The 22,784-nt window shown below is 44.5% G+C and carries 17 protein-coding genes and 3 pseudogenes; 14 read left to right on the top strand and 6 right to left on the bottom strand.

Annotated features, from left to right (window positions below; genetic code table 11):
• Positions 1-89: 89 nt before the first annotated feature.
• The 6 genes and pseudogenes from QT994_RS09220 to QT994_RS09195 all read left to right on the top strand — a co-directional run bounded on the left by QT994_RS09220 (position 90) and on the right by QT994_RS09195 (position 9,249).
• Positions 90-1,580: an MlaD family protein gene (locus QT994_RS09220; protein WP_333173628.1), complete on the top strand. Its 1,491-nt coding sequence runs from the start codon at positions 90-92 to the stop codon at positions 1,578-1,580.
• Positions 1,581-1,759: 179 nt separating this feature from the next.
• A pseudogene (locus QT994_RS09215) lies at positions 1,760-2,514 on the top strand (Uma2 family endonuclease).
• Between the two features lie 112 nt (positions 2,515-2,626).
• Entirely contained in the window at positions 2,627-3,238 is a 612-nt protein-coding gene (locus tag QT994_RS09210) for a Uma2 family endonuclease (protein WP_333173625.1), read from the top strand.
• Between the two features lie 424 nt (positions 3,239-3,662).
• Complete coding sequence (locus QT994_RS09205) at positions 3,663-4,058, top strand: tetratricopeptide repeat protein (protein WP_333173622.1); 396 nt, start codon at positions 3,663-3,665, stop codon at positions 4,056-4,058.
• Positions 4,059-4,132: 74 nt separating this feature from the next.
• Positions 4,133-7,612: a TylF/MycF/NovP-related O-methyltransferase gene (locus QT994_RS09200; RefSeq protein ID WP_333173620.1), complete on the top strand. Its 3,480-nt coding sequence runs from the start codon at positions 4,133-4,135 to the stop codon at positions 7,610-7,612.
• 41 nt (positions 7,613-7,653) lie between these two features.
• Positions 7,654-9,249 (top strand): hypothetical protein, encoded by a 1,596-nt coding sequence (locus tag QT994_RS09195; protein ID WP_333173618.1) that lies wholly within the window; start codon positions 7,654-7,656, stop codon positions 9,247-9,249.
• Between the two features lie 44 nt (positions 9,250-9,293).
• On the opposite strand, the gene QT994_RS09190 is transcribed toward QT994_RS09195, so the two are convergent.
• From QT994_RS09190 to QT994_RS09170, 5 genes and pseudogenes are all read right to left on the bottom strand, one after another.
• Entirely contained in the window at positions 9,294-10,451 is a 1,158-nt protein-coding gene (locus QT994_RS09190; RefSeq protein ID WP_333173616.1) for a glycosyltransferase family 4 protein, read from the bottom strand.
• Between the two features lie 20 nt (positions 10,452-10,471).
• Positions 10,472-12,700, bottom strand: a complete 2,229-nt coding sequence (locus tag QT994_RS09185; RefSeq protein ID WP_333173614.1) for an O-linked N-acetylglucosamine transferase family protein — start codon at positions 12,698-12,700, stop codon at positions 10,472-10,474.
• Positions 12,701-12,804: 104 nt separating this feature from the next.
• Positions 12,805-13,344 (bottom strand): type IV pilin-like G/H family protein, encoded by a 540-nt coding sequence (locus QT994_RS09180; RefSeq protein WP_333173611.1) that lies wholly within the window; start codon positions 13,342-13,344, stop codon positions 12,805-12,807.
• Positions 13,345-13,458: 114 nt separating this feature from the next.
• Positions 13,459-14,780: pseudogene (locus QT994_RS09175) on the bottom strand (class I SAM-dependent methyltransferase).
• A gap of 93 nt (positions 14,781-14,873) precedes the next feature.
• Positions 14,874-14,999 carry a hypothetical protein gene (locus tag QT994_RS09170; protein WP_333173609.1) on the bottom strand — a complete coding sequence of 42 codons (126 nt, stop codon included), beginning with the start codon at positions 14,997-14,999 and terminating at the stop codon, positions 14,874-14,876.
• A 201-nt stretch (positions 15,000-15,200) separates the two neighbouring features.
• Between QT994_RS09170 and QT994_RS09165 the strand changes: the two genes are divergently transcribed.
• The 5 genes from QT994_RS09165 to QT994_RS09145 all read left to right on the top strand — a co-directional run bounded on the left by QT994_RS09165 (position 15,201) and on the right by QT994_RS09145 (position 19,112).
• Positions 15,201-15,818, top strand: a complete 618-nt coding sequence (locus tag QT994_RS09165; protein WP_333173607.1) for a Uma2 family endonuclease — start codon at positions 15,201-15,203, stop codon at positions 15,816-15,818.
• A 173-nt stretch (positions 15,819-15,991) separates the two neighbouring features.
• Positions 15,992-17,164 carry an AI-2E family transporter gene (locus tag QT994_RS09160; RefSeq protein WP_333173605.1) on the top strand — a complete coding sequence of 391 codons (1,173 nt, stop codon included), beginning with the start codon at positions 15,992-15,994 and terminating at the stop codon, positions 17,162-17,164.
• 13 nt (positions 17,165-17,177) lie between these two features.
• A complete protein-coding gene (locus tag QT994_RS09155; protein ID WP_333173603.1) occupies positions 17,178-17,402 on the top strand; it encodes a hypothetical protein in 225 nt (74 codons plus the stop codon).
• Between the two features lie 228 nt (positions 17,403-17,630).
• The gene (locus QT994_RS09150) at positions 17,631-17,837 is read left to right on the top strand and encodes a hypothetical protein (RefSeq protein ID WP_333173601.1); all 207 of its coding nucleotides are present in this window, start codon (positions 17,631-17,633) and stop codon (positions 17,835-17,837) included.
• Positions 17,838-17,936: 99 nt separating this feature from the next.
• Positions 17,937-19,112 (top strand): homocysteine biosynthesis protein, encoded by a 1,176-nt coding sequence (locus QT994_RS09145; RefSeq protein ID WP_333173599.1) that lies wholly within the window; start codon positions 17,937-17,939, stop codon positions 19,110-19,112.
• 71 nt (positions 19,113-19,183) lie between these two features.
• Here QT994_RS09145 and QT994_RS09140 read toward each other — a convergent pair whose 3' ends face one another.
• Complete coding sequence (locus QT994_RS09140; protein WP_333173596.1) at positions 19,184-20,428, bottom strand: hypothetical protein; 1,245 nt, start codon at positions 20,426-20,428, stop codon at positions 19,184-19,186.
• Positions 20,429-21,008: 580 nt separating this feature from the next.
• On the opposite strand from QT994_RS09140, the gene QT994_RS09135 reads away from it, so the two are divergent.
• The 3 genes and pseudogenes from QT994_RS09135 to QT994_RS09125 all read left to right on the top strand — a co-directional run bounded on the left by QT994_RS09135 (position 21,009) and on the right by QT994_RS09125 (position 22,691).
• Positions 21,009-21,941, top strand: a complete 933-nt coding sequence (locus QT994_RS09135; protein ID WP_333173593.1) for a tetratricopeptide repeat protein — start codon at positions 21,009-21,011, stop codon at positions 21,939-21,941.
• A 257-nt stretch (positions 21,942-22,198) separates the two neighbouring features.
• Positions 22,199-22,420, top strand: a pseudogene (locus tag QT994_RS09130) (Uma2 family endonuclease); the annotation flags it as partial.
• A gap of 73 nt (positions 22,421-22,493) precedes the next feature.
• On the top strand, positions 22,494-22,691 hold the full coding sequence (locus QT994_RS09125) for a hypothetical protein (RefSeq protein ID WP_333173590.1): 198 nt from the start codon (positions 22,494-22,496) through the stop codon (positions 22,689-22,691).
• The last annotated feature ends 93 nt before the right edge of the window (positions 22,692-22,784 follow it).

The raw sequence follows: 22,784 nt of genomic DNA, 5'->3' as shown, positions 1-22,784 counted from the left end.
TAATAACTAATGACTAATGACTAATGACTAATGACTAATGACTAATGACTAATGACTAATGACCAATGACCAATGACTAAGGAGGTAATATGCGATCGCGAACTGTAAGAGAAGGTTCTGTCGGGTTCTTAATTTTAGTAGGAATCGGTTTATTTGGCGGCTTAGTGCTCTGGCTGCGGGGCGTGCAGGTAGGCAACCGCAACTACAAATTCGCCGTAGAATTTGGCAGCGCCCAGGGAATGCAAATAGGCACACCCATCAGGTATCGCGGGGTTGCAGTCGGTAAAATTACCGCCCTCAAACCGGGTTCCAATGGCGTAGACGTGATGCTGGAGATTGCGCCCGGTACTTTAGTGATTCCCCGCGATGTTACGATCGAAGCGAATAAGTCCGGTTTAATTGGGGAATCGTCGATCGACATTACCCCCAACTCGATTTTGCCAGAATCGTTACTTACCGCCAATCCCGTTAGTGCCGACTGTCCCCCTGAGATTATCTGCAACAATTCGCGCTTAAAAGGTCAAGCTGGAGTCACTATCGACGAACTTATTCGATCCACAGTCCGCCTCGCTAATTTCTACACCGACCCGGTGCTGTTCAACAATATTAAATCTCTTGCCGAGAATACAGCCAACACAGCTAAAGGTGCAGCTAAACTCACTCAAGATTTATCGAGTTTAACTAAAACTGCCCAAACCGAAATAAAAACTTTAAATCAATCTGTCAGGGGAGACATTCGGAGTTTAAATCAATCTGTAAAAACCGAAATAGCCAATTTAAATCAATCCTTAAAGGGAGAATCTAACAGCTTAAATCAATCCTTAAAGGGAGAAGCGAGCAGTTTAAATAAATCGATAAAAGGGGAAATATCAGGAGTTGCTGCTGATGTTTCTAAAGTTGCAGATACGGCGGACGCTTCCACAAAATCCGTATCGGCGGCTGCGATAACTTCTGCTAATTCAGTAACTCAAGCAGCCAATCAAGTTACATTAACAGCCAACCAACTCAATTCCTTAGTAACAACCAACCGCGCCAGTTTAGTGTCCACTCTGAATAACATCAATCAAAGCAGTCAGGAACTGCGGGTAGCTGTCAGCAGTTTGAGTCCGACCGTTAATCGCATCAACCAAGGACAATTGCTGAACAATTTAGAAGTTTTATCAGCGAATGCTGCCCAAGCTTCTGGTAGTTTGCGAGATTTATCCAGCCAGGTAAACAATCCGGCCACTTTGCTATTATTGCAACAAACTCTAGATTCTGCACGAGCTACATTTCAGAACGTCCAAAAAATTACTTCCGACGTAGATGATTTGACAGGAGATCCGGCTTTCCGCAACAACATTCGCAGGTTGTTTAACGGATTAGGAGGCCTGTTGGGTTCGACAGAACAACTGCGACAGCAAGTTAAAGTCACTCAAACATTAGCTCCCCTTTCTGAGAAAGTAAATGTGAGTACATCTGCCAGCAATCAATCAGTAGACCCGGGATTTCCTAGCTTGCAAAAACAGAAAAAATTGCCTGTTATAGCTTCTCCAACTGCAAGGTCAGCAGAACCAGTTGCTCCCGTAAATACCCCTTAAAACAGGGTATCATAAAATAACTGCAATTGCACAAAATTCGCGCTATAATCTAGTTAGTAAGATGCAAAAAGCGCAACCCGATTACAGCTAATTCATAAGGTAAACCTTTCGCACCCCGGTGTTAAAGTTAGTGTCCAAATGTTATTAACAAAAAACTTTTTATAAGAAAAAGAAAAACAATGACGCACACATTATCGAAACCGGACGCAATCAAAAGCCAGTATAATATAAGTTGGGAAAAATTGCCAGATGACTTTAAATTACCAGACGATCCTGTGGAAAATATCGACCAACCACTTTTAGCTGCCGCCCTGCGAGAAGCCTTGGATCTCGCAGGATTTATCCTCGCTTCAATGCTAATAGCTTCCAATTTTGGACTGTGTGCCAAAGTTAACGACAAAATAGTAGTAAAAGCCCCATATTTGGTGTACGTTCCCTCGGTATTGCCCGCCGAACAGGGAGAAGTTCGCCGCAGTTATACGCGCAATGCTGAGGGAGAAGTACCTGCCGTAGTGATGGAATTTTTATCGGATACAGACGGCAGTGAATATTCAAATAAACCGACATATCCTTACGGAAATGGCGGTTTTATGAGCGAATTTTGCAAGTACCGATTTATGTAATTTTTGAACCGAAATCGGGAGTGTTGGAAGTGTACATACTCTCGAACTCGGGAGAATACGAATTGCAAGAACCGGATGCTAATCAGCGATTCTGGAGAGAATGAATGGGTTTATTTCTGGGGGTTTGGGAAGGTGAAAAATCTCAGAGAACGGGTTATTGGTTGCGCTGGTGGGATGAGAATGGCAATTTGCTGCTCTGGGGTGCCGAACGGGTGGAAAAGGAACGCCAGCGCGCCGAAGAGGAACGCCAGAGGGCCGATCGACTAATGGCATACTTGAGAAGTCAGGGTATCGATCCTGATGGCATTTGAAGGCGTGGGAGGTTGATCGACCTTTCGGCCATTAATCCAATCCCATTTTGATTGCACAATCGAGTCAGTCAGGGCGTTTTAGATTAAAAATAACCACAATTAAGGAGCGGGCATGACTGCAACAACATTAGAAGAAAAATTAGATCAGCCGTTGCTATTTCCAGGGTTAACCTGGGAACAATTCAAAACCTTAGAACCGATGCTGGATATTCCAGGGGTTCGGCTGTCATTTTTAGATGGGATACTGGAGATTCAGAAAAGGCCTGGAAGAAAACACGAAACAGCCAAGGGACGTATCGGTGCGTTGGTAGAAACTTACATGATGGCGGCAGGAATTGATTTCACCCCTACGGAGTCTCTGACTTTAGAAAATGAATCGCGACTGGTGAAGTGTGAAGCAGACAAGTCTTACGAATTGGGTACTGACAGAGAACGTCCAGATTTAGCGATCGAAGTAGTCGTCACTAGCGGCGGAATTGATAAGCTAGAGGCTTACAAACGCCTGCAAATCCCTGAAGTCTGGTTTTGGGAAAACAGCGGACTGTCTCTGTATGCTCTCAGACAGCAAGGATACGAAGAGATTGCGAGTTCCCAATTGCTCCCAGAACTCGATATTGGTTTACTCGTTAGGTGTGTTAGTATGCCGAGTCATGTTGAGGCAATTAAGGAATTCCAAATGGCGATCGATCTCAATACTACCAACAGCAAGATAGCTATAAATTAATTACTGATAGTCGCAGTGAAGTGTTGCAACTCGGTTGATAAATAAATGGAAAACTCATTCTTTTTGCTCGGGAAGATAATCGATAAAAATTACTGCTTTCTGATTAATTAGCCTCAGCACTAGAAGCGGAACGCCAGCGTGGTGCTGAACTCGCATCTTTGCTACCGCGTTACCGAGCTCGGTTTTGCCAATTGCCTGAGAGTAACGGCTAAAAAGTAAGGGTGCGATCGCGCTTCACCGATCGAGATCGCCCGCGTGTTATTGTTACCTAAATGTCCTTGACAAATCTAAAGTTTTGTGGTTGCAAAAGAATGGGTCTCCAATTTTAAATGCCGAAGGGCGATCGTTTTGCGATCGAACTTGGGCATTCTAGAGATTAGGTGCTTTGCGAGTGCCTGGAAAACAGCGAGGCCAAGAGTTAGCAATGGAAAGTACACAGAAAAAATCTAGTGATAGTCGGGTTCATAAGAGCGATCGAATTAAGCAGATTTTTGCGTTAGTATCAATGGTTGGCTTTGGTGGTTCGGCAATTTTTGGTATTGTAAGTCTGTTCAGCAGCGGTTTGAGCAGCCAGCACCAACAAAAGCCGACGCCTGTGGCTGTTTCTCAGGAATCTTTGCTGGCGGCGCAGGAACGGGGATATGAAACGGTTTTGCAGCGGGAACCTCAAAATCAGACGGCTCTGGAGGGGTTGGCAAATGTGCGGTTGCAGATGAATAATAAGGTGGGGGCGATCGAGCCTTTGGAGAAGTTGGTGAAGCTGAATCCCGGCAGAGCGGATTATAAGGCGCTGTTGGGGCAGGCGAAGGGGAAGGAGTAGGAGGAGGGATGAAGGGGCGATCGCTTTTCGGGGAGAAATAGGTATTCTAAAGGATAAGTAATGTATTGAAATTTATGATTAAACATATTTTATTGTGTACAGATGATCCAGGAGTAGGGGGAGCTGCACAATGTAATCACTCCCTTCTGTGCGGATTAGTAAAATTAGGCTATCAAGTTACGTGCGTACAATCCAAGGCATCTAATAGCTTAATTACGCACCAACAACTATTAGGGATTCACCACATCTGGCTTGAAGGTGAAGCTGTTGATTTTTTTATGAAAACCTTTAAAAATTTATCTCTTCAACCAGACATAATTATTTTTAGTAATTCCTGTCCTTTTTCTAATTGGATACCAAAGGAGACGGCAATCGAGCTAGGAATTCCGTATATCATAATTGAACATCTTGTCGATCCTCATTTAGCAACTCAATTTGCTGCATACTTGAATCAGCTATTACATCAATACACTCTCGCTAAGTCAGTCATTGCAGTTTCACATGATAGTTTAAATCTCTTGCACAAATGGTTCAAACTTCCTAAATATCAAGGACAGGTTATTTATAACGGACGACCTCCGCAATATTTTGCTCCTCGTAATGCAGGGGTTCGCGAACGGCTGCGCCAAGAGTGGAGTATACCCTTAGATGCTATAGTTTGTTTCACAGCAGCTCGCATAGAGACGCGCAAAGGCTACCAGTACCAACTAGAAGCAATTAAGCAGCTTATCCCAAGCCCAATCTGGTCTAAACTTTACTTTGCGTGGGCAGGGGGGGGAATTTTTGATCCACAGCTCGAAACACAACTTAAAGAATCTGTTCAGGAACTGAAAATAACAGAAAAAGTTAAGTTTTTAGGACAAATTCCTGATGTTTCAGAGTGGTTGGATGTGGCTGATATGTTTGTTTTTCCCTCCGAATTAGAAGGAATGCCGTTGTGCGTTATGGAAGCAATGGCAAAGGGTTTACCAGTAATTGCTACAGATGTCAGTGGCATTTCCGAAGAATTGGGCAATAATGGTAAATTACTTTCAGATCCCAAAATTGACTCCCAAGCCACAATTAAAGAATTAGTTACAACAATTGAAGAGTGGGTGGAGAATCCAGAATTACGTCACTCTATTGGTCAAGATTGCAAGCAGCGAGCAGAAGAAATGTTTAGAGAAGAACGGATGATTGAGGAAACAGTAAAAGTCATTGAGCGTGCCTTATTACCCGTCGGAGATTATGTATCGCCTGGATTTGAACTCGTACAGCCTGACAAGTGTTTCCCAAATATGATCGCAGGAGATGCTAACAGTCAACCTTGGCCTTACCTGCGTCGGGAAATCCCCCATAATTGGTATGTGGACAAGCGACACCCAACGATAGGGTTTCTGAGTCGAGATGAGGCTCATATTCTTTACAATACAGCTCTTAAATTTCAGGGGAAAAAAGCTTTAGAGATTGGCTGCTGGTTGGGTTGGTCTGCTTGTCATCTAGCATTAGCAGGAGTACAGCTAGATGTAGTTGACCCTCTATTAGCGATACCAGAATTTTATGAAAGTGTCAGCAATTCGCTGAAAGCGGCTGAAGTTTTTGAGTCCGTTAATTTAGTGGATGGTTATAGCCCTCAAAAAGTGGAGGAGTTAGCAGATCAATTTCAACGTAAATGGTCGTTGATTTTTATTGATGGCAATCACGAATCACCAGGACCACTTAATGATGCGATAGCCTGTGAACAATTAGCAGAAGCAGACGCTTTGATTTTATTTCACGATTTGGCTTCTCCTGATGTAGCTCAAGGCTTGGACTATTTGAGGGACAAGGGATGGCAAACATTGGTGTACCAAACTATGCAAATAATGGGGGTTGCTTGGCGGGGAAATGTAGAGCCAGTTATCCATCAGCCCGATCCTAAAGTTAACTGGGTTTTACCAGCACATTTACAAAGTTACACAGTCAGCGGTATCTCAAATAATCAGTCTGTCGATCCTTTTTTAAATAAGCTGTTTCATTATGTTGAAGAGTATCACTCTGTGTCTGATGTACGCTCCTCTGTTGATTTTAGCGGCGCTCGCCAAAAATTTACTGAGTTAATTCAGAAAGGCAAAGAGTGTTTTGTGAAGGGTGAGATAGAGACGGCGATCACTACCTTCACTCAGGCACTAAAAGTCCATCCAAGCTCTTTAATTGCTCAGAACTATCTCAGCTCGCTTTACTGGCAAGTAGGGGACGTTCAAAAAAGCTTGCAGCATCATATCCTGGCTCAATTTAGCAACATACCTTTTGACAACACTCTCACTGACGAGTTTCAAGAAATACTCTCAGTTATCAGACCCTACACATTATTGAGTGAAGCCCGACTGTTTTCGCTATACTCCCTAGCCAGGCAAATCTGTTTAGATAATATACCAGGTAACTTCGTTGAATGCGGCAGTTACAAAGGAGGGTCAGCAGCACTTCTAGCAGTCGTTATCAAGCGATACAGTTTACGCCCGCGAGTCGTCTATGCTTTTGACACTTTTGAAGGGATGCCAGAACCCACTGAAGCTGATAAACATAACGGAATTCCTGCTAATTTAACAGATTGGGGTGCGGGGACTCTCAAAGCTCCACTTACTGACAACTTAGATGTCATTTGTCAATCCTTGGATGTCGCAGATATTGTCATACCCGTTAAGGGGCTATTTGCTCAAACCTTACCTGAATCTAAATCCGCCATAGGCAGTATAGCTTTACTGCATGCTGATGGCGATTGGTATGAGTCAACAATGGATATATTTAACAACATTTACGATCGTGTTGTTCCCAACGGTTTTATCCAGATAGACGATTACGGTCACTGGGATGGTTGTACAAAAGCAATCCATGAATTTGAAAGGCTTTGCGGTCAATCATTTGCTCTTCGCGTTATCGACTATACTGGTGTATGGTTTCAAAAAGAAGATTCTGTTCATCAAGACTGTAATCACTGGCGCACTTTTTGGTATTTAGCCCAAGCCTCAGAAAAAATGGGCAATATAGAATTAGCCAAAAAAACAGCGCAAGCCGTTTTGAAAATTGTGCCAAAGCTGGTCAAGGCTGAGAATCTATTAAATCGCTATCGTTCACAGTTAAATTTGGTTGTCTCACCAGAAGTTTCACTGTCAGCGGAATTGGATGACTTCCTCAATAACTTAAGACTGAGGGAGATTAATATAATTCTGTTTCCTGATTGGCAGCAATCTGAAGAGTCCCTATGTCTTGAGTTAGAAGGTGTAATGACCACTTTATTGGCTTACAAAGAGCCAAGTAAAATAACTGCGCTTCTCGACACAAGCAACATCTCTGAAGAAGATGCGAATCTAGTTTTATCCTCTGTTATAATGAATATTCTTATGCAAGAAGATTTAGATGAGACAGATGTTCCAGAAGTTTCCTTACTGGGAAATCTCAGTGAAATGCAGTGGAAAGCTTTACTACCCTGCATCCACTATCGGGTAGTCTTAGAAAATGAGAACGAGCAAGCATTTGTAGACGTAGGTGCAGAAAATATTCCTGTTTGGAAATTAAATAATTTCAAGGTTGGATAACTTGGCGTTAAAACACCCAAATCATCTTACTAATAAAACAAATGAATAACGAAACAAACTCTGTAAAATCTGAGTTGCCAAACATTTTTGAAGGAAAGGTATTTTTTTATTTGTGTAAAAACCAATTTTCGCATTTAAGCATTTGTCTAGCTGAAGGATTTAAAGAATTAGATATTCCATTTTATTCAAATATTAACTATTGGCAGCTTTCACCAGAAAGGCAAGAATATTTGTTTTGCTATAACCCCAGCGTAAAACCTGACGATTGCTCTGTTGTGGTGGTGGATATGACCTGGTTAGACTCTTGCTCAGATTTTCCTGAAAATCTTTTTCATCAAAATCGAAAATATATTACAGTTTATCTGGACTTTATGGATGGGTTTACAATTTGGAACCCAGAACTCAACAATTTTGATTTCAGATTAAGAACTCACTACAATAGCAAATCTCAATATCCATCAAACTGCATACCTTGGGCTTATGGTATTTCCGACCGCATTCTTCGAGAAACTAGCGACCTTCAAAAAAGTGCTAAAAGAAAAATAAACTTACTTGCTAATTTCCGAGTAGACCATCAGCGCTTAGATTGCGTAAAAAGCTTACTCAGAACTCCCCAAGGATGGATAGGGGTTGAAAAAGGATTCATTGTAGTTGAATATCCCTTGAGAAAGATTGTTCGCGAAAAATTTTTTCCAAAAATTCAAGAGATTATGCCATTGGATGATACCGTTGACGATTTTGAACAGCCTCCCATCAACAATTACCACTACTTACAGTGGAAACAAACTAATAAACGTCACTATCCAAGTTATTATCAACGCCTAAAACAATCTACTGCTTGCGCCTGTTTTGGAGGTTGTCTTATCCCTAGTTATTGGACAGGAGAAACCATTGTGGAATGGTGGGACAGTTGGAGGTTTTGGGAATCACTGGCCGCGGGTTGCGCGACGTTTCATGTGGACTTTGAGAAGTACGGCATTCAACTGCCAGTGATGCCAGAAAACTGGCGTCACTATATAGGAATTGATCTTGACAATATACAAGATAGTGTCGAGCGCATCCATAGTGACCCAGAAATTTTAGAAAGAATCTCAATAGATGGCTGTCAGTGGGCAATTGAAAATTATGGACCTGTTCCTACAGCTTTGCGTTTTCTTGAGACGATTAGTTCTGGCTCTTCACAGCTAGATAAACACTCTGACAGTCAAGGCAATTTAGTTAATATTTTCCTACCTATTCAATTAAAGGAAATTAACTTAATTATTTTTCCCGATTGGTTACAGTCAGAGGAGTCTATCTGCTTGGATTTGGAAGGAGTCATTAAGGCCGTTGTAACTCATCCAAATAAAAGTTACATGAGTTTATTAATAGCTACTATCAACGATATTGAGGATGATGTGAATCTAATTTTGTCCGCTGTTATCATGAATCTTCTTATGCAAGAAGATATAGAGGTTACGGATGGACCCGAAATTTCTATTCTTGGCAACCTGAGTAAAATTCAGTGGGCAGCGCTTTTGCCTAACCTTGATGCTAGAATTGTATTGAAAAATGAGAATAGAGAGGCGATCGCAGAGGCGAAAGCAGGGAATATTCCTACTTGTGAAATAAATAACTTTAGCAGCAAGTTATTTTAATAAAATAATATTATTTACAGCAGATTGCAGGTAAATAGAGTACACTAATCTTTCTGAACAGCTAGTTCGTATAAAACTGTTTCTAGCCTATCCATTGTATAAGTGCGATTCAATTCCGATAAGGCTCGCTCTTTTCCTCGTCTCACCATATCTTCCCACTCAGTAGGATTTATCAGAAGATAAGATAACTGATCGGCAAGATCCATAGGGTTTTCTGACTCAAAGATTAGCCCAGTTTCTTTGTGCTTCACGGCTTCTGGAGAGCCCCCTGTATTGCTGGCAACTATTGTCATTCCAGCAACCATCGCTTCAATTAAACCAATGCTAAACGGTTCTTCAAAGCGAGAGGGCAATACCCAAATATTATGCGTTTTGTAGAGTTGTTTTAGTTCCTGCCGGGATAGCAATCCAGCAAAGTGAATTTTGTCTTGTAAGCCCTCTGATTCAACAAATTTTTGAAGTTCTTGAACAAAGCTAGGAGTTAAAGAACCTCCTGCTATTGTGGCAGTAAAGTCAATATCTGCATTGTGGAGTAAGTAAAGAGCTTCAATCAAAACATCTGGGCCTTTATAGTGCATCACTAAACTGGCATAGACAATGCGGAGGCGATCGCGCGGTGGAATTTCAGCTTGGTAAAATTCCTCAACCTCTGCACCCGGGTAAATCGTCTGAGCAGTTTCTGTGGGGTAGCCTTGTTTTTGTAAATTCTCTCGAATCCAATCGCTAACAGTAATGTATCGATATAAAGAACTCTGAGGAGCCAGATCACAGCTATATCCGGGTTGTGAATTCATCACATAATGAGCGATCGGTATCCCAGCAGCTAGTATCTGCTCTAAAATAGGCGAACCTAAAAAATCTGCATTGCCTGTTAAGCAAACATCTGGTTTAAAAGATCGCAACACTTCCTCTAAAGTTTTGTAATTTTGTACAGCAATTGCTGCAATATGAGCTGGGTAAAAAGGCTGTGCTCCTAGCTCTGTCCAACTTCCCCATAAAGATAAACAGCGTCGCACTGTCTGAGGATCTGAATCTGCTTTTTTATAACCAGTGGGTAAGTGTTCCGTGTTGCTGGTGATAACGAGAACCTGATGACCACGCTCTTGTAAAAGCTTAGCGTAATCTGCGATCGCCCGTTCGTATCCTCCAACCACTTGGGGTGGATATAGATTATTTACAACCAGAATTTTCAGCTTTTCCAATCACCCGATCTCCCTTATGACTAATGTTTATCTAAATATATCTGCCACATTTGTTCGTAAGCTTTTTCCATCTCTCGCGTAAATTGCTTGGCATTCCACAGCGGAGCAGTCTGTCGCGACTGTCGCAGTTTCCAAGATATTTGCTGCCGCAAAACAGGATCTTTCCCTAAACGAATTCCCCATTCTACATACTCTTCATCAGTCCAAGCAATCCCTTCCGAAATACCAGCATTCATCATCATCGTATAGCTGTTGCGAGCGGCAAACTGCTCCCCCACACGGGTTACTATAGGAACGCCCATCCACAGCGTTTCCATAGTTGTTGTAGCTCCGTTGTAGGGATATGTATCTAGTACCACATCTGCAATCCCCAAATTAGCCCGGTGTTCTGCCTCCGAGCCGGTCAAGGCTAAAAATCGCAGGCGATCCGCTCCCACTCCCTCTGATTCCGCAACTTCGACAAAAAACTTTTTGACTGATTCTTGATCCGCCAAACCTTTAATTAAAAAATAACTATTCGGTACTGCTTTAATAATTTGCATTTGCAGCCGTGCGGTATCGGGGTGATACTTATATCCCCTCTGAGCACTAAGATATATCACAGCATCACTGCCAATATCCAAGTGATCGCGTCGCAGCGTTGGCACCCCAACCTCAAAACCATCGACTGCTATGTAGGTTTGAGGTAATCGCCAAATTTTTTCCGAATAATAGTTTTGAGCATCATCCGGCAGAACATAAGGATCGGCTATAAAATAGTCAATTGTCGGGATTTCCGAAGCATCCCACCCCAACCAAGTCACTTGAATAGGTGCAGGCTTAACAGCTAGAGTTTCACAAGTATTTGTCAGAGTGATGCTATCAAGATCGACCAAAATATCAATTTCATCTTCATAAATTTTCTCAGCAGCATCCAAACCATCCAATCCTAATTTATAAGCTTTGTCAACTTTGCTAATGTACCAGTCCTCTACGGGGTCGCGGCTCATTTCAGAGGCAAGGAAGTAAGCATTGACTTCAAAGCGGTCGCGATCGCGGTACTGAAACACCCACCGGGCTAACCAGCCTACAGAATGACTAAGTAAGCAATGAGAAATATATCCAATCTTCAAGCGTTTTGCCGGAAGATTGCTGTTTAGTATAGGCGAACGCCAATGGCGATACCGATCTACATTCTCCTTAGCGAAATTTTCAATGTTTAACTGAGCAACCTGAGCTATTTTACGGCGAATTTGCAAATTTTCCTCGGGTCTATCCTGAAAGTAGGGGAAAAAAAAGCCCGCGGTAAATAAGCGCATTGTCTCACTTGAATTTAGGGATGTCGGTTGATCTTCAAACAAAGAGCCTAAAAGGGATTTCTCTCTTTCTAGCCCTAAAAGAGATTGATCCCAGTAGCCACCAGCACCCATCAAACTACGAACTATTAGTATATTAGCATAAATTTTATTTGCCAAACCTTCCATAACTGAGTAACACAACTTAGCAGTTTCTATTCCTTTGGTGTACTCCCTAATATCTTGATAAAAAACCGACAAAGCAACCAGTAATTCTGGATGTTGAGGCTCCACACGCAAGCACACTTCGGTGAAGCGTGCTGCTAAGTTAGCCTGCTTTGCCGAGTAAGCAATTTTATAAATAAAGGGTATTAAAATAATCAAAAAAACTAAAGTATCTTTGATATGGGCTGTACTAGCTTCTGTAAAGTCAAAGGATGACGGATACAAAGGAGCCCGATCTAAAACATTCTTCAACACTTGCATCAATAGCTCAAAGTCCACCTCATTTGTTTCTTGTGACTTGAGGAGATCAATAATACCAATATCTGCCAATTCTTCTCCTGTATAAGTCTCAAGCATGGTTGACAAACCCACCAAATGCAGGAGGTTGTTGATATCTGTAGGATTAATTTCCCTTATATGTTGCCGAATTGCCCAAGCAACCGAATAGTCACCCAGTTCCCTCTGTCGCTCCGCCTCTGTTTGCAGAATCTGTATTAGATCCTCAGTCCACCCATCTATTTCTTCAGGTTCTCCCTCCGCCACTCCCAACAGCCAAGTAGTCTGAGCTTCAACTTCTTGTCCCTGCAACAGCAACATTAACCCTAACTGCCAATAGTGCGACTTGACGCCTGGTTCGTCTTCAATTGCCTGTTCGTAAAGCTTGGCAGCTTCGGCATAATTTCCGTTAAGCACAAATTGATGAGTTTTTTGCCAATCAGATGCTACAACCGATACATTACTAGAAACCATAAGATCAAGCTGTTCAAAGAAGTTTTTCTACAACAGACAGGAGCAGGTAGAACAATGAGTTCCACCTGCTCTCGGTAACAGGCATGGCTTGTCAGGCTCAATAATTATTTGGTAACTGCTTCCATGCCAGTGGCAGTGGCACAGCTCAGTTCAGTTATAGTACCAGTAACCGTAGGCGGAGTAGCAGTAGCAACTCCGGTACCTGCTGTCTGACAAAGTACGCTTTGCGTGGTTTTTGCTTCGCCTGCACTAACTAAAGCGACCCCCCCAGAATATCCCTTGAGAGCAGCAGCAGCATTAGTAAGGGGAGGGGCGCTGGCTTGTGCTCCATCTGAAGTACCTGTTACGTAGTAGTTGTAATTATTGGTTGTAGTTTTGAGACCGAGACCCAAGGCACCAACATTCTGTCCAAATGTAGTATTTTCTGCGTAGTAGGCTTGCTGACCCTTGTTGATTGATGCGACATACTGCTTGGCTTCAGACTGCTTGGCTTTATTGGCTTGGTTGAGGAAGGCGGGCAAAGCGATAGCGGAAAGAATACCGATAATGATGATAACAACTAGCAGTTCAATCAGGGTGAAACCTTGATCCTGTCTTCTTTTGTTGATGTGTTGCAGGAACTTGGCTTTAAATTCAGTCTTCATAAGTCTTTTCTCCTTGAGGGGTGGGATGCTCGATTTCTAACTCTTATATGTAACTTACCCAGTTACCAGCGCTTTAATATCACCCCAAACTATTTTTTTTTTCAACTCCTGGCTCTAAGGCTCCAAAAGCACATAGAGAAAGACTTCCAGCCTAATCAACAGTTCCTCCTTGACTTCCTCAAAGGCCGTCTACTCACTAACAGGCTCTACGTTAACACCGATCTGCGAGCGGATCGGCAGCCAGTGCTCCACGATCAAAACCACAGACTGTGGCTCATCCCACAAAGCAGCAAGCAAGCAGCGATCGCACTCTCGATCGCCACAGGCGCTAGAGTTGGCACAATAATATAATGGCTAATCTCAAACACCGTCTGCGTGTCAATGCAATTACTCAAGTCTTCCCTAATCCGGCAAGTCCTCAGTTGAGGGTGCAGGTGTACCCGTGCTTCCCGCCATTGAGCCTGGGTCCATTCCGCAACGGGCACAAAAGCCTGAGTTCGATCGGGATTGCCGCACCAGAAATCAAACAAACGGTGCAGGGGATGTAACAAGTCAAATAAATGCAGCCGCTCTTCCAGAGAAGCTTCTGGCAGACTCATCGCCAAAAACGGAGGCAAATCATCTGGATCTTTGAACAAATCCATCAACTCCCACCTCCGCCAAGCCACCATACTGATAAACTCTAAATCAGCACCTCTCAACATTCCGAACACTTCAGGAATGCTACAACCTTTATCACCCACCAATAAATAGTTAGCCATAATCCATCCCTCATCCTGCGCGCGATCGGAATTCCAGGTGCATGCCTTAAGTCCTACTTCATCTTGTAATGCTTCCATTGTTTCCCGGACTATTTCTATCTCCAATTCTCCAGGAGATCCATTCATTAATCCCATTGTTTTGAAAGCAGCTTGAGCGCGAAATACTCCGGCTCTACCATGTGAACTGTGAAGGTTTGTGCGGATGATGCCATCAGTCGCGAGAACTGACTTCATCGCTTGCAACCCAGCAATAGCATCGGGCAAGAGATACAGAACTTCGTCAGCATTAATATAGTCAAACTCTAATCCTAAACTTGGTAACTCTTCTATATTCAAAGCATAAAACTCTGCATTAGCAACCCCATGATATTGCAAACGTTGCTCGGCTAGCTTCACAGATTATTCGGATAAATCGATGGCTACTATTTTCGCTCCCGGATTGGCTAGAGCTAAAACCAAGGATTTATAACCGGTGCCGCATCCTGCATCAAGGATAACTTTACCTTCGATATTAATAACTTTTCTATTTCTGAAGTAGTAAGCAGTTACAAGATTATGAAGGTAGAGCAATTCACTGTTGTCTTTGGGAGATTGTTCTAGGGGGATTCTGGGAAAAGGAGTATTGTCAAATTGCTGGCGAATATTTTCTATTAACTCAAAATTTTGGTGATCCATTTTCAATTACACTCAACGCTGGCAAATTATTCTAGTATCTCAGAAAATAGCCGATCGCCCGCCCAGCCGCAACACATACTTGCCATAATACTCTCAAAACCAGATCGCCCAACCAACTACCACCTCCATGAACACCAACATCAGCCCCATCCTCAAAGTATTCACCCTTTCCGCCGCCCTTTCCGTGGCCATCAAATACGCAGGGCCGAGCTTATCCATCCCCTCAACCGACCTCAACGCCCTAATCGCCGTCTTTACCCCCAGTATCATCTTAGCTGCCATCCTCGGCTGCCGATCGCGCCAACAGCAGCAGTAGAGACGCATCAAAAAGTGCGAGCGCTACTTGGTCTAAAGACTGTGTTTTTGCCAAAATCTTAATTCCCCGTACAGCTTATCAAAACCCAACTTGAGGCACTCACCATGATTCAAATCATACCCGAATTAGTAACCTTCGATCAATTCATTGACTGGTATCCTGAAAATTCAGAACACCACTACGAACTGCACAATGGAGAAATTGTTGAGATGCCAAAAGCAACAGGTAAACATTCTAAAGTGGCCGGTTTTACCGCACTGAAAGTCGGAATAGAGATTGAGCGTCTCAACTTGCCCTACTTCATCCCCAAAGAATGCGTCATCAAACCCATGCGCGAGGAATCGGGGTATGAACCAGATATTATTGTACTTAACGAACAAACCATTGGAAACGAGCCGCGATGGGAGAAATCATCAATTATCACAATGGGTTCATCAGTCCCCCTAATCGTCGAGGTAACTAGCACTAATTGGGGTGATGATTATGCCCTAAAGCTTGAGGCATATGAGTCAATGGGTATTCAAGAATATTGGATTATAGACTATTTAGGATTGGGCGGCAGACGGTTTATTGGCAACCCCAAACAACCCACTTTTTCGATTTACCAACTAATTGAGGGGGAATACCAAGTCAAACTTTTCAGAGAAGGCCAGCGTATTGAGTCCCCAACTTTCCCCGAATTGAAGCTGACAGCGCAGCAGGTGTTCGCAACAGGGAACTGAGGAGGCTGCTTATGCTGATGTCCGAGTAGGGGTATCTGATTAAAGATGCGATCGCCCGCATCTGCTGTATCTTGATATAAAGGCGATTCATCGCTTCGGGGCTGCAGAACAATTAGCCAGCAGCAATTCCCAATACCTTATTCCTCAATCTAAAATCTAAAATCTAAAATCTAATGAAGCTAGGACAGTGGATGGGCTTATTAGCCCTCATCGCATCTTGTTACATCCTGTGGCAAATCAGGCAGGCCCTACTGCTGCTGTTTGCTGCCGTCGTCTTAGCCACAGCCTTAAACAGACTAGCACGCTACTTGCAAAAATTCGGACTCAAAAGATCGATCGCCGTACTCTTATCAGTTAGCTTCCTAGTCCTCATCTTCGTAGGATTATTCCTCATCATTGTACCACCATTTGCCCAACAGTTTCAACAACTTACCCAAAGAGCCCCTCAAGGAATAGCAAAATTAAATGAGTGGATCGATCAGATTGAAGCTCGGTTTTCTGGACAAATGGGTCAGCGACTACCGAATCTTGATATTAACGACATTATCCAACAACTGCAACCTTTATTCAACCAACTCGTCGGCGGTGCCGGAGCCTTTGTCGGTAACACATTAGGCGTTATTCTCAGCTTTTTGCTGGTCATAGTTTTGACCTTGATGACATTAGCCGAACCTCTATCTTACCGCAAAGCATTCATCCAACTATTTCCCTCTTTCTATCGGCGACGAGTCGATGGCATTTTAGATGAATGCGAAACAGCTCTCGGTCGATGGGTAATCGGCGCTTTAATTAGCATGAGTGTCATCACTTTTCTGAGTTTAATTGGTTTGTCAGTATTGCAGGTTCCCCTAGCTCTAGCTCACGCTGTTTTAGCCGGCTTGCTGAACCTAATACCCAATATCGGGCCTGGTTTGAGCGTCATTCCCCCAATGACTATCGCACTTTTAGACTCTCCCTTAAAATCCGGTTTTGTGCTAATCCTCTACTTTCTAATTCAACAATTTGAAAGCAACCTCCTCACCCCTTACGTTATGGCGCAGCAAGTAGCGCTATTGCCGGCTGTTACCTTAATAGCTCAAGTATTCTTCGCTACCTTCTTTGGATTTTTAGGACTATTGCTTGCGCTTCCTCTCACCGTTGTCGCTCAAGTTTGGGTTAGAGAAGTTTTAATTAAAGACATTCTTAACCAGTGGCAGGCCACTCCCAGAAAGCTAGCAGCGCTCGACACCGCTATTCACGAGGAGTACGAATCTATAGGAGTAACACATAGCAAGTCAGAAAGCCTGCCAGAAAAAAAATTAGAAATCCCTAATAATACAGAAAGCCACAATCCTGAAAATCAATAATTGAAATTGCTCGATGATGACTGTTACACCCCTTGACAATCTAAGTTTAAAAACTACTCAAAGAGTGGTTTTACCAAATATCAGTTTGCCAACTTATCAGACCTTATGGGCAGAAGCTAGAGACCGCAGAGCCTCTAACTTTGCTTACAGTCGAGGATTGCTAGAAATTATGATACCGTCCGAGTTGCACGCAAACATAAATGACGTGCTGAAAGGCATAGTTACCGCTTTAACTTAAGAGTTAGACTTGAGAGTTAAAGGATTTAGTTCCACGAGTTGAAATCGCTCCGATTTACCACAAGGTGTACAACAAGATTCATGTTTTTCTATCCAAAATGTTGAGAGTATTCTCGGTAAAAATCTTGGAATTTTTAACGATGGATCGCCCGCTTTAGTCATTAAAGTCGATCTTACCAGTGTATCCTCGAATCGATTATCAATTTATCAGCAGCTAGGAATTATTGAAATGGGGCGATATAGGGGAGGAACTGTCGAAATTTACCAACTTCAAAAAGCCAGACATATTTTTGGCGAATACAGTCTCGCATTTCCAGTTATGCCTGCAACCTTGCTAGCTCATTTAGTACAAATGTCAGAAACTCAGGACGATAATGCTATTGTCCGGTATTGGCGGCAGCCGGTGAGGCAGCAATTGCAAACACAGAGTTTGTAGCTAATTTATAGCGAAAACCAATAAAAAGGTCGATCGCCAAAACTGCATTCGCTCGCTCGACCTCTCATCACCCTAAAATCTAAAATCTAAAATAGTCTTATGCGATCGATCGACGAAATCAACGATAAAATCAGCCAGGGCAAAGCCACAGTCTGGACAATCGAAGAACTCAAAACAAGAGTTCAAGAAACCAGCATTACCCAAGCCGCCAAAGAAGTCGATGTGATTACCACCGGCACCTTCGAGCCCATGGAATCCTCCGGTGCAATCATCAACCTCGGCCATACCGACCCGCCGATAAAAATCCGCCAATGTTGGCTGGACGGCGTTTTAGCCTACTCGGGCTTCGGGGCAGTAGACCTGTACCTGGGAGCCACCCAAGTAGCCGAAGACGGCGAAGAATCCCGCGAACGGGGCGGCGGACACGTCATCGAAGACTTAATAGCCGGCAAACCCGTGCAGTTGCGCGCCCTCGGACAAGTAACAGACTGCTACCCCCGCGCCTCCTTTGAAACCACGATTACCCGCGATACAATCAACCAGTTTTATTTATTCAATCCCCGGAACGCATATCAAAACTTTATTGTTGGCGTCAATGGAGGCGATCGCCCGCTGTTCACCTACCTCGGCCCCCTGCAACCAAACCTCGGCAACGCCGTCTACTCGAACCTTGGAGCCATGTCTCCCCTGCTCAACGACCCCGACCTCCAACTCATCGGCATCGGCACCCGCATCTTCCTAGGAGGTGCTCAGGGCTACATCACCTGGGAAGGAACCCAGCACTTTCCGCTGCAAAAACGCCAGCCCAACCGCACCCCCATCGGCCCGGCCGCCACCCTTGCACTCATCGGCGACGCGAAACAGATGAACTCGAAATGGGTGCGCGGCTGCTACTTCAAAAACTACGGCCCATCCCTGATGCTGGGAGTCGGCATCCCCTTTCCCGTCTTAAACGAAACAGTCGTCGCCAACTGTGCAGTATCCGACAAAAAAATAGTAGCGCCGGTGGTAGATTTCTCCATCCCCCGGCGCGTTCGTCCCACTTTCGGTTTAGTTAGTTACGCTCAATTAAAAACAGGTCGTATTTTGATAGAGGGCAAACCTGTGCGGGCCGCCCCCCTTGCGAGTATGTTTCTGTCCCGGCAAGTAGCATTGGAATTGAAGCAGCAAATTGAAGCGGGTCAATTTACCCTCACGGCCCCAGTTGCTCCCCTACCCACTGACAGAGTATTTCTCCCGCAAGATTTGTGGGGCGCCCAAGTCCGGCTCGAATAAAGGATTTTAGATTGGCGATTTAGCGGTTGTAAATTAGTCTTGGACACACTAATCTAAAATCTAAAATTGGTTCATTCCTCGATCGGCTTAGGCTTCTTAACCGGCTTAGGAAGAGGTTCCTTGGGGACACGCGGTGCTGCTGCTGCGGACTTGATGGTAGGACGCCCTACAGGAGCACCGTCACCGCTGGGCCTAGGAGTAAACGGACGCTTCCCTCCTCCTTTGAAGCCACCGGGCGGCTTGCTGCCAGGGGGGAATTTCCGCTTTTTAATCGGCAGGGCACCAATATTATTAGCCTGCTCAATCATCAGACTGTCAGCTTTCAATTTGACGTGGAAATCCCAAAAAAACCCGATCGCTTTTGTTGCTAAATCTCCCTTGAGTTTCAGTTTAAAAAACTTCATCTTGTCGTCATTCTTGCGGGGAGCTTGCTTGATTTTGACGATGACATACTTTTCCTCGTCTTGGGATTGATAAATCACCTCACCTCTAATCGAAAAATAGCCATCTTCAACATCAGGTTCCGAGGGCGGCAAAGATGCGGTCGATGCTTCGCCACTAGCCTCAATCTCCGCTGCTTCCGGATTCTCCTCATCAGAGGACGGTTCGGGGGGTTTCTTAAGCGTTTCCGGCTCCCAAACTCCCATAATCTGGGCGTGCAAGTTGCCGTCTTCTTGCCTGGTGCGGGGATAGACCACCCACAGGTGTTCTTGTTCCAGATCCAGGTGATTTTTGACTAAACTCATGACTCTACCCAGCAAAACTGCGTCGATGGCAGTTCCGTCGGCAGCTATCAGCATACCCCGGGTGAATTGCTCTTCTGATTGCGTGTAGCGGCCCCGCACCAAACCAACAGCTCGGTACTGTCTGGGTTCGCTGGGTGGGGGAATCGGATGTTGGCGCATGACGGAGGGTATGTCCTCAGGGGCCTGACTTTCGTTAGCGGGAGGCTCGCCGTTGACCGGCGGTGCAACTGCTAGGGCTGGAGTATCGCTGACAGGTGTCGAAGACGCTGCTGGCGCCGGGGGTGCAGGATCATTGCTGGGCTGGTCTTGTGGCTTTGTTTTGTCCTTGTCGAGGGCAGAACTGTAGCGTGGTCGTTGCAGCTTATCCTTGGACGCTGGGGCGTCTGTTGGCGTTGCCGGTTGATTTTGGTCAACAGGTGCAGCCAACGCCGAAGGTACCGAACTTTCGTCTGGTGTCTCAGGAATGGAATCTGTATCTGTAGGCGGATTGACGGCCAGTTCGCTGGGCTGAGCCTTGCGATTTGAAGTAGATTTGGACGATTTGGAAGACCGGTTGGGAGAGGGGTTCATAAAAACTCCTTGCAGCGGAGACACATCCCTTAAGGGAAATTAGGAATAAACTGAAGAAACTGCTTTAAAAACTACTAGCACCTGACTTGGGGCTTGCGCCCGGAGGTCTGGTTGTGACCCGTCAACGCCAACTTTCAACGCTACGAGTGCCGATCGGTTCGCTGACTGCTAAAATCCTTGCGAGCAAGGACTTTGGGAGTTGCTGACCGATCGATCGCCGATCGCGCTGAGCTGGAGTTGCTGGCTAATAGCATTTAGGATATTCAGCTTGCCTATTTTACTTAATCCAATTACCTAACGGCCTGATCCGCCATATTTTCGGTAATTTTTAGCTTGACCAGACTAAATTGGACAGACACCGCAGTCCTTGGGGCTGCGGGTCTGAGTGTCCAAAATTGTTTAGCTAGCATGGAGTTGTGGGTCTGTTACCATATTAGCTGCAAGTAAAAGGCTGCTTTGTCCGTTCGGACTTTGAAGTTAAGAACTTTTATGGTTGCATGGATCTAGTTAAATGGCAGACGCCCCTGGGCGATGCGTTAATTCTTAGAAAATAGTAGATTTAAGCTGGGATAGTTGAATTATGGAAAAAGCAAACAAGCGTCGTGGGTTGATTACTGTCGTGGTGGTGCTGTCGCTCATCGCTTTTTTGGGATTTTCCCTTGTGCCAATTTTAAACAGTATTCTCCAGGCCAGCCAAGCGCAAAGTCGGTCAACTCCAACGCCTACTCAAACGGCGCAGTCTGGGGAGAAGCAATCAGAGTTGCTGCAAGCTCAGGCTAGGGGGTACGAATTGGTTTTGCAGCGGGAACCTGACAATGTAACAGCTTTGCGGGGATTATTGCAGGTGCGACTGGAGTTGATCGGACAAGGAGTGGGCGACATTAAGGATGTGATCGCTCCTTTGGAAAAGTTGGCTGCGCTGAATCCTGAAACTACTGAATACGGGATTTTGCTGGCTCAGGCTAAGGAACGCACGAACGATCGCGAAGGGGCTGCTCAAGCTTACAGGTCAATTTTAGCGTCTAAGCCTGGGGAAATTAAGGCTTTGCAGGGGTTGGTGAATTTGCTGCTGGTGCAGCAACGGCCCGAAGCTGCGATCGGACTGCTGCAAGATACGCTGAAGGCGGCTCCGGCTGCAAATCAGGCGAAACCGGAAAGTGTGGATGTAACTTCGGTGCAGTTGATTTTGGGGCAGGTTTATGCTGTCCAGAAGCGCTACGAGGAGGCGATCGCAATTTACGACGAATCTGCTAAGGCTAATCCCAAAGATTTTCGCCCCACTTTAGGAAAGGCGATCGTGCTGAAGGAACAGGGCAAAACAGATGAGGCAAAAACGCTATTTGATCGAGCTACTGAGTTAGCGCCTCCTAACTATAAAGACCAAATTAATCAGTTAGCTAGTGGCACTCCTTCGCCTTCTCCAGCCCAGAAAGCGAGTCCCGAATCGGCTGCTTCTCCTAGTCCAAAATCGGCTGCTTCTCCTAGTCCAGAAGGTGCGCTACCGAAACCTTAAGGAAAGTTGTAAGTGAAAGAGTTTTGAGTTGTCAGTGAAAAAGTTTTAACTTAAAAACTTAATAATTTAAACTCAAAACTACTCGCTTTCTTCTTAATTACGCAGGAGTTAGGAAAAGAAACCCGGTTTCTACGATAAATCTTGGTTGAACGACGACAGATACATGAATAAACCGGGTTTCTAAGCCCTCGCGCGGAGCGTGCTGTTACCGATTACCAATTACTAATTACCAATTAGGTAAGACCTCGGAGGGAATTATGACCCAAAGCGTTGACCGCGTTGTTCTACCTCCTGCTTTTCCAGACAACACTCAATTACCAGAGTCAGACGGTACTTTTGTGAAAAATTTTCAGGAACATCCGCAAAGTTTAATTTTAACTGATTCGATCGGGCAAATTTTGCAGCAGGCGCATCCTGACGGACAATATGCGATCGGTCAAGACTGCGGCATATACTGGCGAGAAACCGAGCCGGCGGAACTTTGAGCATTTCGAGACACCAACGCCCAGTCAAAGGGGCTATGAATTTGAGCATGATGAGCTAAAACGCATCATGGTGAGGCTAAAAGGTTTTGAGACAGTTGAGTTGACCGATGTGGCTGGCACATCACTTACACCAGATAGCATAGACGAACGTTTCGGTAAAGATGGTGGAATTGACTGTGTGATCCACATTATTGCTCCAACCGAAAGAGGAGCAAAAAATGTAGCCAGTCGGCTCAGAAATATTATTGTTAAGGGTGACTACTAATGGCTTCGCAAAAAATAGCCCTAGAGTTTAACGCTCGCCATCTCACTCGTCCAATCTTGGATCAAATCGTCGGTGCTCAACTTCGCGCTGTTC

The organism is Microcoleus sp. S13_B4 (assembly GCF_036700885.1).
Lineage (GTDB): Bacteria > Cyanobacteriota > Cyanobacteriia > Cyanobacteriales > Microcoleaceae > Microcoleus.
This window is presented reverse-complemented; position numbering and strand designations above follow the sequence as displayed.

Bases quoted from the DNA above. Each gene is read 5' to 3' on its own strand.
- QT994_RS09220 (WP_333173628.1), top strand. From the start codon at position 90: ATGCGATCGCGAACTGTAAGAGAAGGTTCTGTCGGGTTCTTAATTTTA.
- QT994_RS09210 (WP_333173625.1), top strand. From the start codon at position 2,627: ATGACTGCAACAACATTAGAAGAAAAATTAGATCAGCCGTTGCTATTT.
- QT994_RS09205 (WP_333173622.1), top strand. From the start codon at position 3,663: ATGGAAAGTACACAGAAAAAATCTAGTGATAGTCGGGTTCATAAGAGC.
- QT994_RS09200 (WP_333173620.1), top strand. From the start codon at position 4,133: ATGATTAAACATATTTTATTGTGTACAGATGATCCAGGAGTAGGGGGA.
- QT994_RS09195 (WP_333173618.1), top strand. From the start codon at position 7,654: ATGAATAACGAAACAAACTCTGTAAAATCTGAGTTGCCAAACATTTTT.
- QT994_RS09185 (WP_333173614.1), bottom strand. From the start codon at position 12,700: ATGGTTTCTAGTAATGTATCGGTTGTAGCATCTGATTGGCAAAAAACT.
- QT994_RS09180 (WP_333173611.1), bottom strand. From the start codon at position 13,344: ATGAAGACTGAATTTAAAGCCAAGTTCCTGCAACACATCAACAAAAGA.
- QT994_RS09170 (WP_333173609.1), bottom strand. From the start codon at position 14,999: ATGGATAAGCTCGGCCCTGCGTATTTGATGGCCACGGAAAGGGCGGCG.
- QT994_RS09165 (WP_333173607.1), top strand. From the start codon at position 15,201: ATGATTCAAATCATACCCGAATTAGTAACCTTCGATCAATTCATTGAC.
- QT994_RS09160 (WP_333173605.1), top strand. From the start codon at position 15,992: ATGAAGCTAGGACAGTGGATGGGCTTATTAGCCCTCATCGCATCTTGT.
- QT994_RS09155 (WP_333173603.1), top strand. From the start codon at position 17,178: ATGATGACTGTTACACCCCTTGACAATCTAAGTTTAAAAACTACTCAA.
- QT994_RS09150 (WP_333173601.1), top strand. From the start codon at position 17,631: ATGGGGCGATATAGGGGAGGAACTGTCGAAATTTACCAACTTCAAAAA.
- QT994_RS09145 (WP_333173599.1), top strand. From the start codon at position 17,937: ATGCGATCGATCGACGAAATCAACGATAAAATCAGCCAGGGCAAAGCC.
- QT994_RS09140 (WP_333173596.1), bottom strand. From the start codon at position 20,428: ATGAACCCCTCTCCCAACCGGTCTTCCAAATCGTCCAAATCTACTTCA.
- QT994_RS09135 (WP_333173593.1), top strand. From the start codon at position 21,009: ATGGAAAAAGCAAACAAGCGTCGTGGGTTGATTACTGTCGTGGTGGTG.
- QT994_RS09125 (WP_333173590.1), top strand. From the start codon at position 22,494: ATGGTGAGGCTAAAAGGTTTTGAGACAGTTGAGTTGACCGATGTGGCT.